This window comes from Brevibacterium album DSM 18261 (assembly GCF_000426445.1).
GTDB lineage: Bacteria > Actinomycetota > Actinomycetes > Actinomycetales > Brevibacteriaceae > Brevibacterium > Brevibacterium album.
In genome coordinates this window covers 120,028-135,529 of sequence record NZ_AUFJ01000013.1, presented here as the reverse complement: position 1 = coordinate 135,529, position 15,502 = coordinate 120,028, and the positions used below count along the sequence as shown (strand labels likewise).

Here is a 15,502-nt window from a genome sequence, read left to right as displayed (position 1 = left end):
GGGCTCGTCCTCCCCGCTCTGTCGCCGTGATCCGCGGCCCGCAGCGCCGGTGGGGCGCTGCGAACGGATCACCGTTCCAGAGGTGCCTGCGCATCGCGGTACTGGGCCTGAGAGTTTCCCGGGGAGGGATTGCACCTACGGCGCCGCTGCCCGGCCTGCCGGCCGGACCGTGTGTCTGCGTAGGTCCGTGCGGGTCCGGAGCGGACCTGCCCGGCCGTTCGCGGACGCGCGGCTCTCCCACGATGTGTCGTAACGGCAGTCACGGACCAGGATAGGGGACGCGGCGGGCAGGGGCCAACAGGGGCCGTCTCCTCGCCGCTCCGGGCACTTTCTGACGGCGCGGGCACCATGCCACGTGCCCGCACCGTCGGAAAGTGCCGGATGACCGGAGGAGTGAGCGGTTCCGCCGCGCGGCGACGGAACCTCTCACTCCTCCGGGACGAAGCTCTCCAGCAGCCTCACCAGGTCCAGGCGGTCAGTGCACCGGAAGCGCCGCAGCAGCTGGGAGATCAGCCGCTCCACCGTGCGCGGCGAGAGGCTGAGCCGCCCTGCCACGGTCGCCGTCCGCTCGCCGTCGCGCAGGCTCCGCACGATGGTCCGCTCCCGCTCGCTCAGCCACAGCTCCTGTGCGAACTGGTCCAACAGCCACGGGTCCTCCTCCGCCTCCGCCCGGGCACGGAGGACCAGCCTCATGAGCTGCGTCGAGGGCTGCCCGCCCCCGTCCGTCTCCGCGCTCCAGCGGGCCGCGAGCACCACATGCGCCAGGAACCGCGAGCGTGAGGTGAGGAAGGTCTCGACCGTGGAGAAGACCGCGCTCGCCGCGGCCGGCTCCGGGCAGGCCCGCAGGGCCGCCGCGAGCATCCGCACCATCCCGGCCCTGCTGTTGTGCGCCTGCCAGCCGTCGGACAGCACCGCTGCGAGAGCCGTGGGGGACGCCCCGAGCACCGCGAGCATCAGCACCTGCTGCGACTGCGCGGCATAGCCGGCCGCATGCGCCTGCCTCGCCACCTCCACGATCGCCTCGGCCACCTCGGGAGTCGGCGGGCCGCCGCCCACGAGCGCGAGCGCCTGTGCGAAGAACCGCAGATAGGGCATGCCCCGCAGTCCGCCCATCTGCCGGAGCTCGGCCCGCGCCTGTTCCCCGAGTTCCGCCTCCGGACGCTGCGGCAGATAGCTCGCGGCCGCCGCCAGCATCGCCAGGGCGGTGGGACGCAGGCCGAAGGGATCGGCGCCCGCGGTCGCGGCGACCGCCCCGCGGGCATGGCGCACACAGCTGAGCATCCGATCGTCCTGCATCGCCAGCGTCCCGGAGACCAGCTCCTGTGCCGCGGCCAGGCCCGGCTGCCAGGGATGGCGCTGATGCGCGCGGTGCACGGTGGTGAGGAACACCTCGGGGTCCCAGCCCACGTGCATCGTGATGAGGAGCAGCACCCCGCGCACGGATTCGGCCACGTGCGGCGGGCCCTGCTCACGGTGCAGCTCCTCCAGCAGCTCGACGAGGACATGACGGCCGCGATCGTGTGCCCCGCCGAGGCCCAGGCTCGTCCCCACCCACAGCCGTGCCAGGGCGCTCTCCTCCGGCCCCACCTCCAGACAGCGCCGCCGGACCTGGGTGAAGGCCTCCTCCTTCCGGCCTGCGTGCAGCAGAGCGATGACATCGGCCAGCAGCGTCAGGCCAGCTTCCCTCCCCCGGGCCACCCCCAGCCGGAACTGGGCCTCGTCGACAGGACCTGTCGCCGCGGGCTCCCGGCCCGTGAGCGCCGCGAGCGCCCGCTCCGGATGGAACAGCCCGATATGCGCGATCAGCAGCGCAGCGGCATAGGCCGGCCCGCTCTGCCGCCGGCCCAGCACCGTCTCCGCGCGCGATGCCGCAGGGAGCACGGCCAGATGCTCCGGCGCAGCACACGCATTCGCCGCGGCGCCCCGGGTCTCCGCCGGAGCCGTCACGGCGTCCGGCCACAGGAAGCGGCTGCTCGCAGCCACCAGAGACAGCGCACGGTCCTCGTTCCCATGTGCCCAGGCGAGCTCCGCGCGCAGCACTTCGAATTCCAGCGCGAAAGGGTCCGCCGCCGCACCGAGCACGGGAGCCCCGCCCTGCCCGACCTCTCGGAGCGTCCGGGCTCCCTCTGTCACACCCGGCAGCCCGGCGAGCAGGCGCTGGGCCGCGGGGTACCAGCCCAGCGACAGCGCCGTGCGAACGTGGGCCGCCGCTGTCTGCGTGCTCGGCTCAGCCTCGGCGCAGGTCCTCCAGGCCGCCAACGCCGCCTGGACGCTGCGGTCCCCGTGCGCGGCCGTGATCCCGTGGCCGAACTCGTACCAGGCCGCCGCCTTCTCCCCCGCCGAGGTCGTGTCCTCAACCGCCCAGAGCAGCATCTCCGGGGCCAGCTGCAGGGAGGAGCAGCCGGGTGCCGAATCGTGCCTCCAGGTGAGCACGCCCAGGTTGAGCAGGTCGAGGACGGTGGACCAGCTGGTCGCGGCCTCGACCGGCGCCTCGGGCAGCACCCCGGCGAGTCCGGTGTGCCGGACGATGAATCCGTGCTCACCGCTGAAGTGCGTGAGCAGGCGGGCGCACACCGGGCGCAGGGCTGTCCTGAGCGCGTCCTCGTCCCAGCTCCACAGCCAGCCGGAGGGAACTCGGACGAGGACGCTCGTCCCGACCGCAGCCGCCAGCAGCTGGTCCACCAGCTCCGGGTGCCCCGCGGTCAGGTCGTGCACCCGGTCCAGCACCGCGGTCTGGCCGGTCACGCCCGGGCCCGTGCGCAGCCTCTGCGCGAGTTCCTGAGCGCTCAGCGGTGCGATTCTGGCCCACACCAGGCTCCCTCCGCGCAGGAGGGTGCGCAGCGGTGGACAGAGATCCTCGTCGGTGCGCATGAGCACGAGCAGCCGCAGCCGGGAGTCATGGACGGCGCGGGTGAGCAGGGAGGCGGTCTCCGGATCGAGCGCGGCAGCCTCCCGCACCACCGCGTAGGCGCCTCCGGCGCACAGGCGGTCCCAGGCCTCCAGCGCCTGCTCGGTGGTCTCGACGCCGACACCGGCAGCCAGCAGCGCCGTCAGCAGGTCCGCGAATGCGCCGGGGCCGCCGAGACCGCCGATGAGCACGAGGTCCGGCTCCCGGCCGTGGGTCTGTGCGGCAGCCGCGAGCACGCCGCCCATGCCCCAGAGCCCGGGCAGCACGAGTGCTGCCGCCCGCTCTTCGGCCACGAGAGCGCGGGCACTGGCAGCGGCGATCCCGAGCGCTGGGGGCGCTTCCTGCGGGACGGGCTCCACCGTGTCCTGTCCGTGCGGCTCTCCCTGCTCGCGAGACCGGGGTCCCGCCCTCACAGCACGATCTCCGCACGCAGCTCCGTGCGGCTGTGCACGTCGAGCTTGCGGTAGATGCTGCGGATGTGCGTGTCCACCGTCCTCACGGACACGCCGAACAGCCCGGCCGCCTCCGCCGTGGTGCGGCCCTCAGCGAGGGCGCGTGCGATCTCCTGCTCACGCGGAGAGAGCACCGAGAGGCGATCGTGACGGAACATCGTCTCCGGAGCACCGTCCCGTGTCGGGGACCCGCCGTTCCACGGCGCGACGTGCACACGGGGATGCCTGCGGTGAGCCTGTGCCCGGGCCTCTTCGTAGGCGATCTCGTCCTGCGCCGCACATGCCTGCGCCAGGGCCAGCCATTCGGGCTCAACCCCCACGTGCTCAGCGGTACGGCGAAGATCAGCGCAGATCCTCGGAGGCAGCTCCGGGGCCCTGCGGATGATGACGGTCCGGACGAGCATCCGACGGACCAGCACCCCGTACGAGTTGCCGGCGAAGATATGTGCGGCGTCCAGCACGTCGACGGGACCGTGCAGCAGCCTCGCGAACTCCGCCATGATCTTCAGACCCGGTTCGGCTTCGTAGGCCGCGGGCAGCGGACCCTCACGCAGCTCCGCACCGAGCGGTCCCGACAGCCCGGTGCTCACGGTCCCGGGCACTGCCCGGTCCATCATCTCCATCAGCCCCCGTGTGACGGTGCCCTTGAGCAGCTCGGTATCCGTCTTCGCCCACAGCATGCTCAGCTGCTCCTGCAGCTGGGCGATCGGCTCCCCCCGTACGAGCCCGCCGACCAGTTCGAGGGAATCCGTCGGCACCGCGGCCTGCAGGCGGATGCCGATGGGGGCTTCGGCGAGCCAGCGATCAGTGCAGGGGTCGGCGTCGAACTCCAGCAGCAGCCGGGTGAAGAATTGAAGTTCGCGGCACCAGACCACCCCCAGCAGCGGCAATCGCACCCAGTCCACTGCCGCAAGTTCCGCCAGCAGGGCGCGGGCGTCCTCGCTCCGGTCCTGCAGGACAGCCAGACACGCCTGAGCAGTCAGCTCGCAGGCGTACGCGAGCTCGCTGCTGCGGCCGCCCATGAGGCGGTCGCCGATGCTGACCGGCAGCGACTCCCCGGCCGGTGCGCCCGCCTCCGTCGTCGGCTCCTGGTGCGGCGGGAGCGCCGTGCCGGTGTACGCAGGGTGATCCGCCGGCCCCTCCGCGGACCACGGTGCCGAGGCGGGCTCGTGCACCGCCCACAGCGCGAGGGCGAAGCTGCGCATCACCCTGGCGGCCCGGTACAGCCCCGAGGAGCCCGGGCCCAGGAGCGACTCATCGACCGGCGGCGCCGGGGCGAAGACGATCTCCTCGAAGCGGAAGCTGGCGGCGACGACGAACTGGGCCACGGCCTCGGCTTCGGCCTGGGAGACGCGGTCGCCTGCCGCGGCTGCGCGCTCGGCGGCTGCGCGCAGAGTGTCCAGCGCCCTGTGCGGGCGTGCCGCGGAGGCCTCGATGGTGGCACGTGCGAAGAAGGTGCGGGGCCCCGGGTCCATCACCGGGCTGAGCAGGGCGTACGCCTGATGCAGGCGTCCGTCGCCGGAGGCGAGGACCGCACCCCGGCCCAGCTCGGCCGGTGCCACGGGGATGCCCGAGGCCAGCGCCATGAGCGGGGAGCGGTCGGGAGCGTCCTCGGCGACGGCGCGCTCCCAGTCGTCCTGCGCCTCCGGCGAGGAGGAGCCTGCGAGCTCGAAGGCCGTCGCGACCACGGGCTGCCGGATGCGCAGGGCGCCGCCGGACACGTGCGCGATCCCGGCCTGTTCCAGCCGCACGGCAGCCGCTCGCCGCAGCGGGTCCTCCATCGCCTCCCGCAGAGGAGCCCGGCCGGTGAGTGCGGCGCGCTCCAGCAGGCGCAGCCCCGCGACCGTGACGACCTCCGCGTACCTGTCATGGAACCTGAGCGCCCAGCGGCGGTCCAGCCACAGCGGAGAGCGCGCGATGACGGTCCAGTCCCCCCGGTGCTGCAGCCACTGCTCGCTCCGGCCCACGTGCACGACGGCGTGGAAGAGGCCCAGCATGCCGCCTGCCTGCTCCAGGAGGTAGGCGAGCGCCTGCGGGGTCGGCGGTGCGCCGGTCCGGCGGGCCACGATGTCCGCCGCGTCCGCGGGCGTCAGCGGCGGCAGCTCCGCGTGCAGCCCGCGCGGGGAGTCGAGGATCTCGAGATAGCGCTGCGGGATCTGCAGGCTGGCCAGCACGACGGTATGGGCGCTGCTGTGGACGAGCGCGTCGAGGAGGCGGAGGGAGTCGTCGTCGAGCAGGTCCGCATGCGGGACGAAGGCGATGACCCGGCTGCCGCCGGTGCCGTCCTGCGGCACCAGCCGGCGGAGGAGTGCGGCGGGAGACGCCTCGGCTCCGCCGTCCAGGGCCTCGAAGCGGCGGACGGGTGCGTCCGGCCCGAGTCTGCGGGAGACGCACTCACGCAGCACCGCCGGGGCGCCGTCGCACATGAGGGAGCGCACCAGCATCTGCAGGACCTGCCGCTGGCCGGCGCCGACGGTCCCCGTCAGCGACACCACGGCCCCGCGATGGGAGCGGCAGTGGTCGCTCAGGCGCGCGATAAGTGCCGGGAGGGGCGTCTCCCCGCCCTTCGCCTCCGTGCGTCGATCGTCCATGTGCGGGTCGCACCTCCTGTGCCGCAGAACTCCGTCGTCTGGCGGAGCGACTCTCCGCAGCGTGGGGGAGCACGCGGACCACCGCTCAGACGCTCCGAGGCTACGATACTCGCCTCTTTTAAGCGGCGTGGCCGCGGATGAGGACCTCCGGCGTCCGCGGGGGTAAACGCTCGTGCCTCCAGCTCGATTCCGGGGCCGTCTCCCGAGGGGATACGCGGCGCGCGTGCTCATCTCCGCACCTCCCCCGCGGTCCGGGCGGAAGCGGGCGAAGCCGCGATCGGACCAGTGCCGGCAGCACCCGCTCGCGCTCTCCCGATCCACGCCGCGGTCTCGCGGTCGAAGCGACGGCACAGCAGATACCAGAGCGCACAGTACACAGTGCCCGCGAGTGCGAGCACCGGCAGCAGCACAGCGGGCACCCGCGGGAGGACCGCGATCAGCGGCAGGCAGGCGCACGCAGCGGCAGCGACCGTGACCGCAGCCCCGCGGACGAGGCCGGGGATCGGAGCCAGCCTGGCCAGTCCGAGTCCCAGCACCGCGGCCTGCACGCCGAAGGCGGCGGTCTTGGCGAGTGCTGCGGCCTCCGCTGCCAGGTGCGGGAGGAGGACGAGGTTGAGCCCGAGGTTGACGGTGAGGGCGAGGAGCAGGGCGAGCGGGACGAGGGGGTCGGGACGGCGGGCGAAGAGCGCCACCTGAGAGAAGTGCGCGATCCCGAACAGCAGCGGGGCCGCCGCCAGGAGGGCCAGCACCCCGCCGGTCTCGTAGCCGGAGCCGAACAGGAGCGCTGCGAGCCGGTCCCCGGCGAGGGCGAGGACCGCTCCGTAGGGCACGTAGAGCGCGCCCAGGAGCACCAGCCCGAGGCGCAGCGGCGGACCGAGCTCGGCCCCGTCCCGGGCGCGCACGAGGTCCGGCGTGAGCGCACGGGCCAGCGACCAGCTCACGAAGAGGGCCGTCTCCATGAGCCGATGGGCCACGCCGTAGACGCCCACTGCCGCGTCCCCCGCCAGCAGCCCGAGGAGGATGACGTCGAGACGGGCGAGGCCTGCCTCGAGGATGCTGCTCGCTCCGGAGACGGGCACCGCCGCGAGCAGCTCGCGGAAGTGCTCGCGACGCAGCCCTCGGTAGGCTGCCCGGGCCCCGAACCTGCGGGCCAGCCGGGCCATCGCCGCGTTGGCGAACAGCGCTCCCAGGACGAAGGCCGCCGCGACCGTCACGGGGGTGGGATGCAGCGTGAGAGCGCCGAGCACGAGGAGCAGCGTGACGAGGCGCTGGGCGACGAGGACCGCCGCCGTGGCCGCCTGCCTGTCGAGGGCGGTGCAGGCCGCGAGCCAGACCTTGAGCGTGTTGTCCAGCAGGGCCGCCGCGACCATGAGCGCGAGCGCCCAGCGGTCCGCGGCCTCGGGACGCAGCAGGACGAACGGCACCGCGAGTGCCGCCGCGGGCACCGTGAATGCCCAGCGGAGCACGGTGAGGGCGGCCAGGCGGACGCCGAGCGTGCTGAGATCCCGGCCCACGAGCTGAACCATCCTCGCCGAGGGTGCCAGCGAGGGCAGCGTCGCCAGCAGCGTGCCCAGCCCCATGCCGAAGGTGAGGAGGCCGAAGCCCTCGATCCCCACTGCGCGGGCCGCGAGCACGAGGGTGGCGAGCGTGAGCACCTTGCCCGCCACCTCGCCGCCGGCCAGGGAGAGGAGTGCCGCCGCGAGCCGGCGCTCGCGTCCTGCCGTGCCGGTGCCGGCACTCATGGGCACCCGCCTTCGGGTGCATGCGCATGCGGATACGGCGGAGAGAAGGCCCCCGGCAGATCGCCGTGCGGCCGGCGGCCGCGCGGGGAGCCGCCGGCGGGCAGGGCGTCCACCGCGACGGCCCAAGAGGGGACTGCGGTCCGTCTGGGCGGGCTGGGGTGGGCGGCCCCGGCTCTGCGGGAGGCCAGGCCGTGGGCGCGTTCGATGTCCTGGGCCCAGGCCCGTCCGAGTGCCCAGCGGCGGCGCGCCCGTGCCACACGATGCGGATCCTGCGGATCCTCTGCGGTGATGAACTCGGCGAGCGGACGCAGCGCGAGCCAGCGCAGCTGCGCAGCGATCCCCGGCCACTCCCGCGCCGGTGCCGTGCGCAGCAGCAGATCGAGGCCGTACTCGGCGTCCTCCGCCCGTGGCACGGTCGTGAGCAGCCGCAGCGCATCCGCGTGCGCCGGGCCCATGCGCAGGTACTCGAAGTCGATGACGAAGGCAGCGGCGTCCGTGCCTGCAGCGGCCGGACCGGGAGCTGCCGCGGACAGCAGGACGTTGCCGGTGTGGAAGTCGAAGTGGGAGGGCACTGCGGACGGCAGCCGGTTCGCCGCTGCCCGGGCCGCGGCGAAGCGCACGGGGCTGATCCCCGCTGCCGCCAGCTGCACGGCTCTCACCGCCGTCCGCCTGCGGTCGGGATGACGCCAGGTGGTCGCGGGCGCCGGCGGCCGCGGGGCTGCCCCCGCAGCGATGAGGGCTGCCGACTCAAGGGCGGCGTCGACGTAGGCCCGTCCCTCGGACGGGAGCGCACGGATCCGCCGGCCCACGAATCGGGAGCCGTCCTCGGCTGCCTCGATGACCTGCGGCACGGGCACTCCCTGTGCGGCGGCCCACCGCCTGCCGTAGACCTCCAGACGGTTGCGCCGGCGGCCGTCCGCGTCGTCTGCATGCACGGTGATCGTCTCTGCCGGGGCACGGCCGGGTGCGGCACCGCTCATACCGCCGTCAGCCTCTCCCCGCGCAGGGAGTCGACAGCGGGTATGTCGAGCGGGGTGAGCGCGCAGGGGTCCAATCGCAGCGCCCGGGCCAGCAGCACGTCGGCGAGCTCCGGACTGCGGGCGAGGACGGGGCCCTGGAGGTCCGTGGCGATGATGCCTCCCTGCACCGCCCCCTCGACCCGGGCGGGCTCACGGCCGCTGCCGAGCACGCGGCCCAGCGGCGCGCAGCCGCTCCCGCGCACCCAGTCGTGCGTGCCCGGGACCACCCCGCTGAGCGCGGAGCTCAGTTCGTCCATGAGCGGGGAGCAGACGACCTCTCCGGCAGCGGGCAGCGCACCCGCACGGGTGCGCGCGGCACCGGTGCGCCTCCCGCGGGGTGCGGGGACGCTGTCGCCGGCCCCAGCGGCGCCTGCGGCCAGAGGGAACACGGCGTCGAGCAGACCCAGGCCCGCATGCCTGCGGCCTGCACGGTCCTCGAACCATTCTCCCAGCAGCTGGGCTCCGGCACGCACCGCGAGGATCGGCACACCGGACTCCGCTGCGGCCAGGAACCCCCGGGAGCCTCCGAGGTGTGCGACCGCGAGCCGCTGCTCCTCTCCCCCGTTTCCGCCCAGGACGCACAGGTCGAGATCGGCGGGGACCGCGTCGTCGAAGCCCAGTGGGAGGATCTCGGCGCGGAAGCCGCGCCACCGCAAGCGCTCGCGCAGGACGAGCGCGTTGCCGCGGTCGCCCGAGGCCGCGAGCAGCTCCGGGAGCAGGAGCCCGATCCGCACCGTCCGGCCGTCGCCCCTGCCGCCGGGCACCGCCGCGCAGGGCCGGTCCGGTCCCGTCGACGGCATCGGCAGCGGCAGCGGCAGCGAACGAGCGCGTACACGGGAACCGTACAGCGGCACTCCGCCCCGGCGGGCAGCGGCCGTCGCCTCCCGCATGAGCGCCTGCATCGTGTCGACCCCGGGCACGAGGACGTCCACACCGCCGGGTGCGCACCGCGCGACCGCCCGGAGGACATCGGTCTCGACGACGTGGGGCACGCCGTCATAGGTGAGGCGCACGGAGAGATCTGCGGCCCGGTCCCCCGCGGCGAGCACGAGCGGGGGCGCCTCCTCGGCATCGGGGTCAGGCCGCGCGGCCCCGGAGGCTGCGGGCGCGCGGCCTTGCCTTCCGAGTGCGCTGTAGTCCACGTCCCACACCCAGGCCGTGTCGCGAGTCTCGTCCCCCTGCGCGTTGAGCACTATGACCGTCCCAGCAGCCTCCGGCGAGGCTGCGGCCACGCCTTCCTGCGCCGCGGGCGGGTTCTTGCCGAGCAGCAGCCGCAGGCGGTGCTCCCCGAGTTCGAGCGTGCTGTAGCGCTCGCCGATCCCGTGCACCTGCGCAACCGCCGCGACGGCGGTGCGGGGCTCTGCGCCCAGGGCGACTGCCGCGGCGACGGCCTGCGCCGCATTGCCCAGATTGGCCTCGCCCGGCAGCTGCAGGGTCAGCGGCGCGCAGAAGCCCTCCGGGCCGCGCAGGACGTGGCCGCCGCCCTCCCTGTCGAGCGACCAGTGCGGACGGGGACGGGAGAACGAGCATGCGGAGCAGCGCCAGTCCGGATGCGGATCGGCAGCGGTTCCCGGTGCGGCAGCGGCCAGGATGAGCGCGCCGCAGCGCGGGCAGCTGCGCACCGGGCCCTCGCGGCCGATGCCCGCGGCGACCCAGACGACAGCAGGCGCGGCGGCGGCGACCGAGGCGATGCGGACGTCATCGCAGTTCGCGATGAGCACGACGTCCGGATGCGCCGCGATCCGGGCGCGCAGCGCGGCTTCGAGCTCTGCAGCCTCGTCGGGCCGGTCCGCGTGCTCGCTGCTGAGGTTGAGCAGGACCAGCGCGGCCGGGCGGAGGGAGGCGAGCACGGTTCCCACGTCCCTCTCCCGCGTCTCCAGCGCGACGATCGCCCCCGCAGGCGCTTCCGCCAGCGCTGCGACGAGGCCGGGGATCTGGTTCGCACCCGTGCCCTCGGCGACCGGTCCGGTCCCGGTGAGTGCCGCGGCGAGCAGACGGCTCGTCGTCGACTTCCCGTTCGTCCCGGTGACGAGCACATGCGTGCGCCCCAGACCCAGCCGCGCGAGCGCGCCGGAGTCGAGGCGGAGTGCGAGGCGGCCGCCGGTCATCGTGCCGCTCCCCCAGCCGAGAGCCCGCGAGGTGCGAGCGATGAGACGGGCGGCGAACCCCACGGCCCGCGCGCGCAGCGGTCGGACGACCGGGAAGGCCGGGACCGCGATGTGCGGGGGCGCAGACTGTGCGACTGGGCGGGTGGAGGAGTGCATGTGTGCGGGTCCTTCTTCTCTCAGGTCTTCTCTCGTATGCCGGGTGCCCGGGGAGGCAAGGGGAGCAGTTCTCACGGGTTCCGCCCGCGCTCGCAGCTGATCGCGCCCCTTCTCAGCGCCTGCGCCTCGAAGGCGTCGTCATCGGCCCAGTAGACGGGTCGGAGGCCATCGGCGCAGGCCGTTGCCGGGGCGAGCGCGAAGCCCTCGTTGTTGGTGTCCGGCATGTCGGCCGGCCGGGCGTAGCGGGCGACGGGCTGGAGCTCGCCCGTCTGCCGCCGGCCCCACAGCTCCCATCCCCAAGGTCCCGGGGTGCTGCGGCGCACGGTCAGGACGGCGGACTCGCCTTCGCAGGAGTCATCGCACACCGCCCACAGCAGGCCGGTGTCCGGTTCGTACTCGAGTTCGGCGAGCCGCGGCAGACCGCTGTCGACAGCGGTGATCCGGATTGCCGCGCCCGAGTCCTCGAGCACATATCCGTAGATCGCGCCGGTGTCCTCCCGGGCGAGGAAGAACACGCCCCCGGCATGCGGACCGTAGCCGTCCGGGTCATAGCGCTCGCCCGTGGTCTCGTCCGTGAGCTTCCTCTTCACGAGGTGGGCATCGGGGACGAAGGCGATTCCCTCGAAACCCTCATTGGGCTCCGGCGGCAGGAAGAAGTCCCCCGTGAGGTCCCATTCGGCGGCAGCGGTGAGGACGGGGAGGTCTTCCTCGACGGCCTCTCCCGGTGACCCCGCGGCCGCGGCGGCCTCCGCATCGGGTGCCGAACGCCCGGGCGCGTAGCGGAGGACCGTCAGCGACGAAGCATCCGGGGCGTCGTTGTCGCGTTCGCTCGCGACGTAGACGCCGGGTCCTCCCGTCGCCGAGGCCGCCGCGAGGACGGCGACCGCCTCGGCATCGGGGGCGCCGGCACCATCGGCGTAGGCGAGCCTCCAGCTCGCATCCGGCTCCCAGCGACCGGCCCGGTGGCCCAGCCGGTGGAGGAGTCCGGGACTGTTCTGCACCGCCCAGAGCGCGGCGGGCCGTTCCGACACCGCGTCCTCGCCGCCACCGCTGCCCGCGCGGCCCGGAGTCTCCGTCCCCGGATCCGCTGCGAAGGACAGACCGCTGAGATCGCTGGGGAACAGGCCGTCCTGAGCCGCCGGAGCGACCTCCGCGGCACCCGGCCAGGGACGGACGGCCGAGAGGTCAGCGGAGAGGCGCACCGTCCACACCGCCAGGAGAGTGAGGCAGACGAGGACCGCGCACACGAGGGCGAACGCCCGGAGGCGGTGGCGCGTTCGGGGCGGGCGCGGTCGGCGCAGCAGATCGCGAAGCATCACAGCGACCTCCCTGCGGCCCGGGCGGAGAGGACGACCTCCGGAAGAGGCTCCGGGGATGCAGGGGGCTCCGCCCGAGCGGGCGCGCCCCCTATCGCGGGCACCACCGCTCCGGTCTCCTCCGTGCCCTGCGCGAGCGCTCCGGCGGCAGCCTCGGTCCCGGAATGCGCTCCGGCCTCGGAGCCTCCGGCGATCGCTGCCGCGCCGAGCTCATAGGGCAGGAGCTCGTTGTAGCGGGAGGTGTGGAATGCGAAGTGCACGGAGGCGGCGAGGACCAGTGCCGCGAGGAGGCCCAGCGCGTGACGGGGACGGGCTGCGGTGAGCGCATGCGGCAGGGCCAGGATCGCGAAGATGCCGAAATACGGCTCGAGCCGACCCACCACCCAGTTGGAGGTCGCGAGGACAAGTATGCCGCAGGACAGCAGGTAGATCGCCGTGAACTCGCGCAGCAGCGTCTCCGAGTACGGCGCCCGGTCCTCCTCGGCCCGTGCCTGGGCCGCACGGATGCTCAGGATGAGCCAGACGGCGATGACCACGTGCACGGCCAGCACGAGGACCGTGCCCAGGCCGGCGCCCTCCTCCGTGGAGAGGTACTCGTCGTAGCGGCTGTTGAGGAGGGACAGGACCCTGCCCACCACAGGCACTCCGAACAGTGCGGCTCCCATCGCGGAGGCTCCCAGCACGAGTGCCAGCAGCCGGCCCGGGCGCGCGGACTGCCACCGCGCCGCGAGTATGAGGAGGAACACCGGCAGGACGGAGATGTGGAAGCTCAGGGCGAGGAGATGGAGCAGCAGCCAGGTGAGCCGGCTGCTGCGCCGGTGGGTCTCCGCCAGCAGCACGAGGGAGACGGCGATGGACTGCCGGATCCCGTTGAACGACAGCAGGTAGTAGGACAGGGCGATGTAGAGGAACAGGGAGAGGACGGGCATGGAGCTCGCCCTCCGGATCGCCATGAGCACCGGGACCACGGTGAGGAGGGAGCAGAGCAGCAGGAACACCTGGAAGTCGCCCGTGAACTGACGCACCACGTACATGAGGGTCACATAGCCTGCCTCCTGGGGGATGCGCTCGAGCGAATCGGCCAGCGAGTTCGGGGCCACCTCCCGGAAGAAGCGGTGGTACATGCTGGTGTCCGTGCCCACCTCCTCGCCGCGTCCGGCCGCGAGCAGCACGAGCACACCGGTGGGGAGCACCCACCACAGGAGGCGCAGCCCCGGCACGGAGCCGACCCTCCCGCCGACGAGGGCGGCGAGCGCGCTCAGCAGATAGACCTGCATGGTCTCAGCCGCCTCTCCGGCCCTCGGCACCGTGCACCGCACCCGAGGCGCCGGTGGACCCCACATTCCGGACGGCACCCGGCTCAGCCCCTTCGAGGCCGCCGATCTGCGCGCGAGCGGACCCACCGCGCAGGCGATCGTCTGCCCGCCGGACGCGGCTCGTGAGGTTCCGGCTGGTGAGGAGCTGCGCCGCAGCCCTCAGCAGGCCGTAGGCCGAGCCCGGGTGCCAGTCCCAGTGCTCGCGGATGATCCGCATCCGGGTCAACAGCTGCCTGCGGCGATGGCGCTGCGAGATGCCCCCGTCCATCGTCGTGCAGGCCACGAGGGAAGAGGCGAGGTTGTGACCGGCGCTCACCCGCAGCAGCGCGCGGAAGAGTGCGTAGTCCTCCGCCCAGGGGTAGTCCTCCGAGTAGCCGCCCGCGGCCTCGTAGGCGGAGCGGCGGAACATCACCGCCGGCTGCGTGAAGGCGCAGTTGACTCGCATGCGCCGACGTATGGCCGCGTCCTCCGTCGGCTGGACGAGGGTGTAGAGGTGGCGGCCGGCCGGGTCCCGGAAGCGCACCGCGCTGCCCACGATCCCGCACTCCGGATGGGCGTCGAGATGGGCGCGCTGCAGCGTGAACCGCTCTGCGGAGCAGACGTCCCGGCAGTCCAGTCTGGCGATGTATGCGGCCTCGGGCGGAGCGGCGGCCACTCCCGTACGGGCGGCGACCGCCACCCCGCGGTTGCGGGGGAGCTCGACGAGGCGCACGGGCGCCCCGCCGGCCGTCTCAGGGCAGAAGTCCCGGGCAGGCAGACGACGCGATCCGTCGTCGACGACCACGACGGAGTCCCCCTCCTCCAGCCGCACGGAGGCCAGCGAGGTGCGCAGCGCCTCGCCCTCCTCGAAATAGGCGAGCACGAGGCAGACGGCCCCCCGCACCTCGGCGGCCTGCCCCTCGGCGGCGCGCATCACGCCGCCGCCTCGTAGAGCTGCGACAGCGAGGCGCCCAGCCGCTCGAGGCTGTGCGCGCGCCGGATGCTCGCATTGCCGCGCAGCGCCGCATTCTGCCGGTGGCCCGGGCGGCTGAGGAGGCAGGCGGCCTCGGCGAGCGTCTCCGGGGTCGACTCCAGCACGATGGGCAGATCCCGGACGGACAGGATGGCGCGAGCCGCGATCGGCGCGTTCGCCGCCGCGGCGTCGAGAATGCTCAGCGGCAGTCCCTCATAGGCGGCCGTGTGGACGTAGACGGCGTCGACGAGGCGGGCGCGCACCTCCTCGGGCCCCAGCCAGCCTGTGACCTCCACACCGGAGGCCTCGAGCATCTCCCGGTAGTGCGGTGCGCCGTCGCCCACCCACACCGGGCGCAGGCCGGGGTCCCGTTCGCGGATCGCGGCGACGGTCCGGAGGAAGAACTCAGGATCCTTCTGCGGCACCAGCCGGCCGATCATCACAATCGTGTCCCGCTGCCGGCCGAAGGACGGATGCTCCGCCGCCGCGGCGATGCTGGGCACGTTCTCCAGTCGCACTGTCTGCGCGGACGGCACGAGACCGCGCATCAGTGCTGCCTCGTGCTGGGACAGCGTGCCGAAGGCCGCCGTATGGCGGGCGAGCACGCGCTCGGCGGTGCGGTAGGCCCAGCGGGCCAGCGGGGAGGCACCGGGATCGTCGAACTTGAAGCAGTGCGGTTCGTAGACCACGGGGCAGCGCAGCTCCAGCAGTCGGCTGTGGAAGCCCGCCCAGCTCGAATGGGCGTGGACGACATCGGGGCGCAGCCGCCGCACCGTCCGCCGGATCGCCGCCACGGCAGGCAGGTGGCCGGCGGGCAGGGCGGTGACCGAGGTCCAGGGCGTCCCCGGATCCACTGCCTCATCGCCCGAATGCAGGAGATGGTGCTCGTAGTGGGGGGGTGGCGCCGACCCGCGCCTCGATGGCGCGCTTGACACCGCCGGC

The 15,502-nt window shown here is 73.7% G+C and carries 9 protein-coding genes and 1 riboswitch; all 9 genes read right to left on the bottom strand.

Features of this window, described 5'->3' with window-relative positions; translation table 11 throughout:
- Window positions 1-86 precede the first annotated feature (86 nt).
- Window positions 87-250, bottom strand: a riboswitch (glycine riboswitch).
- A gap of 176 nt (window positions 251-426) precedes the next feature.
- The gene (locus K318_RS0110920; RefSeq protein WP_029089513.1) at window positions 427-3,321 is read right to left on the bottom strand and encodes a LuxR C-terminal-related transcriptional regulator; all 2,895 of its coding nucleotides are present in this window, start codon (window positions 3,319-3,321) and stop codon (window positions 427-429) included.
- Window positions 3,318-5,951, bottom strand: a complete 2,634-nt coding sequence (locus K318_RS23760; protein ID WP_029089512.1) for a helix-turn-helix transcriptional regulator — start codon at window positions 5,949-5,951, stop codon at window positions 3,318-3,320. The genes K318_RS0110920 and K318_RS23760 overlap by 4 nt, the downstream gene beginning before the upstream one ends.
- A gap of 227 nt (window positions 5,952-6,178) precedes the next feature.
- Entirely contained in the window at window positions 6,179-7,693 is a 1,515-nt protein-coding gene (locus tag K318_RS0110910) for an oligosaccharide flippase family protein (protein ID WP_029089511.1), read from the bottom strand.
- Window positions 7,690-8,673, bottom strand: a complete 984-nt coding sequence (locus tag K318_RS0110905) for a phosphotransferase (protein ID WP_029089510.1) — start codon at window positions 8,671-8,673, stop codon at window positions 7,690-7,692. The genes K318_RS0110910 and K318_RS0110905 overlap by 4 nt, the downstream gene beginning before the upstream one ends.
- Entirely contained in the window at window positions 8,670-10,976 is a 2,307-nt protein-coding gene (locus K318_RS25245) for a MurT ligase domain-containing protein (protein ID WP_051297883.1), read from the bottom strand. Before K318_RS25245 ends, K318_RS0110905 begins: the two co-directional genes overlap by 4 nt.
- 71 nt (window positions 10,977-11,047) lie before the next feature.
- Window positions 11,048-12,295, bottom strand: coding sequence for a hypothetical protein (locus K318_RS21180; protein ID WP_156913935.1), 1,248 nt, complete (start codon window positions 12,293-12,295; stop codon window positions 11,048-11,050).
- Window positions 12,292-13,569, bottom strand: coding sequence for an EpsG family protein (locus K318_RS0110890; RefSeq protein ID WP_156913933.1), 1,278 nt, complete (start codon window positions 13,567-13,569; stop codon window positions 12,292-12,294). The genes K318_RS21180 and K318_RS0110890 overlap by 4 nt, the downstream gene beginning before the upstream one ends.
- A 4-nt stretch (window positions 13,570-13,573) precedes the next feature.
- Window positions 13,574-14,521 carry a glycosyltransferase gene (locus tag K318_RS21175; RefSeq protein WP_211233324.1) on the bottom strand — a complete coding sequence of 316 codons (948 nt, stop codon included), beginning with the start codon at window positions 14,519-14,521 and terminating at the stop codon, window positions 13,574-13,576.
- Window positions 14,521-15,495, bottom strand: coding sequence for a glycosyltransferase (locus K318_RS21170; protein ID WP_084500058.1), 975 nt, complete (start codon window positions 15,493-15,495; stop codon window positions 14,521-14,523). The genes K318_RS21175 and K318_RS21170 overlap by 1 nt, the downstream gene beginning before the upstream one ends.
- Window positions 15,496-15,502: the final 7 nt, after the last annotated feature.

Bases quoted from the DNA above. Each gene is read 5' to 3' on its own strand.
- K318_RS23760 (WP_029089512.1), bottom strand. From the start codon at position 5,951: ATGGACGATCGACGCACGGAGGCGAAGGGCGGGGAGACGCCCCTCCCG.
- K318_RS0110910 (WP_029089511.1), bottom strand. From the start codon at position 7,693: ATGAGTGCCGGCACCGGCACGGCAGGACGCGAGCGCCGGCTCGCGGCG.
- K318_RS0110905 (WP_029089510.1), bottom strand. From the start codon at position 8,673: ATGAGCGGTGCCGCACCCGGCCGTGCCCCGGCAGAGACGATCACCGTG.
- K318_RS25245 (WP_051297883.1), bottom strand. From the start codon at position 10,976: ATGCACTCCTCCACCCGCCCAGTCGCACAGTCTGCGCCCCCGCACATC.
- K318_RS0110890 (WP_156913933.1), bottom strand. From the start codon at position 13,569: ATGCAGGTCTATCTGCTGAGCGCGCTCGCCGCCCTCGTCGGCGGGAGG.
- K318_RS21175 (WP_211233324.1), bottom strand. From the start codon at position 14,521: ATGCGCGCCGCCGAGGGGCAGGCCGCCGAGGTGCGGGGGGCCGTCTGC.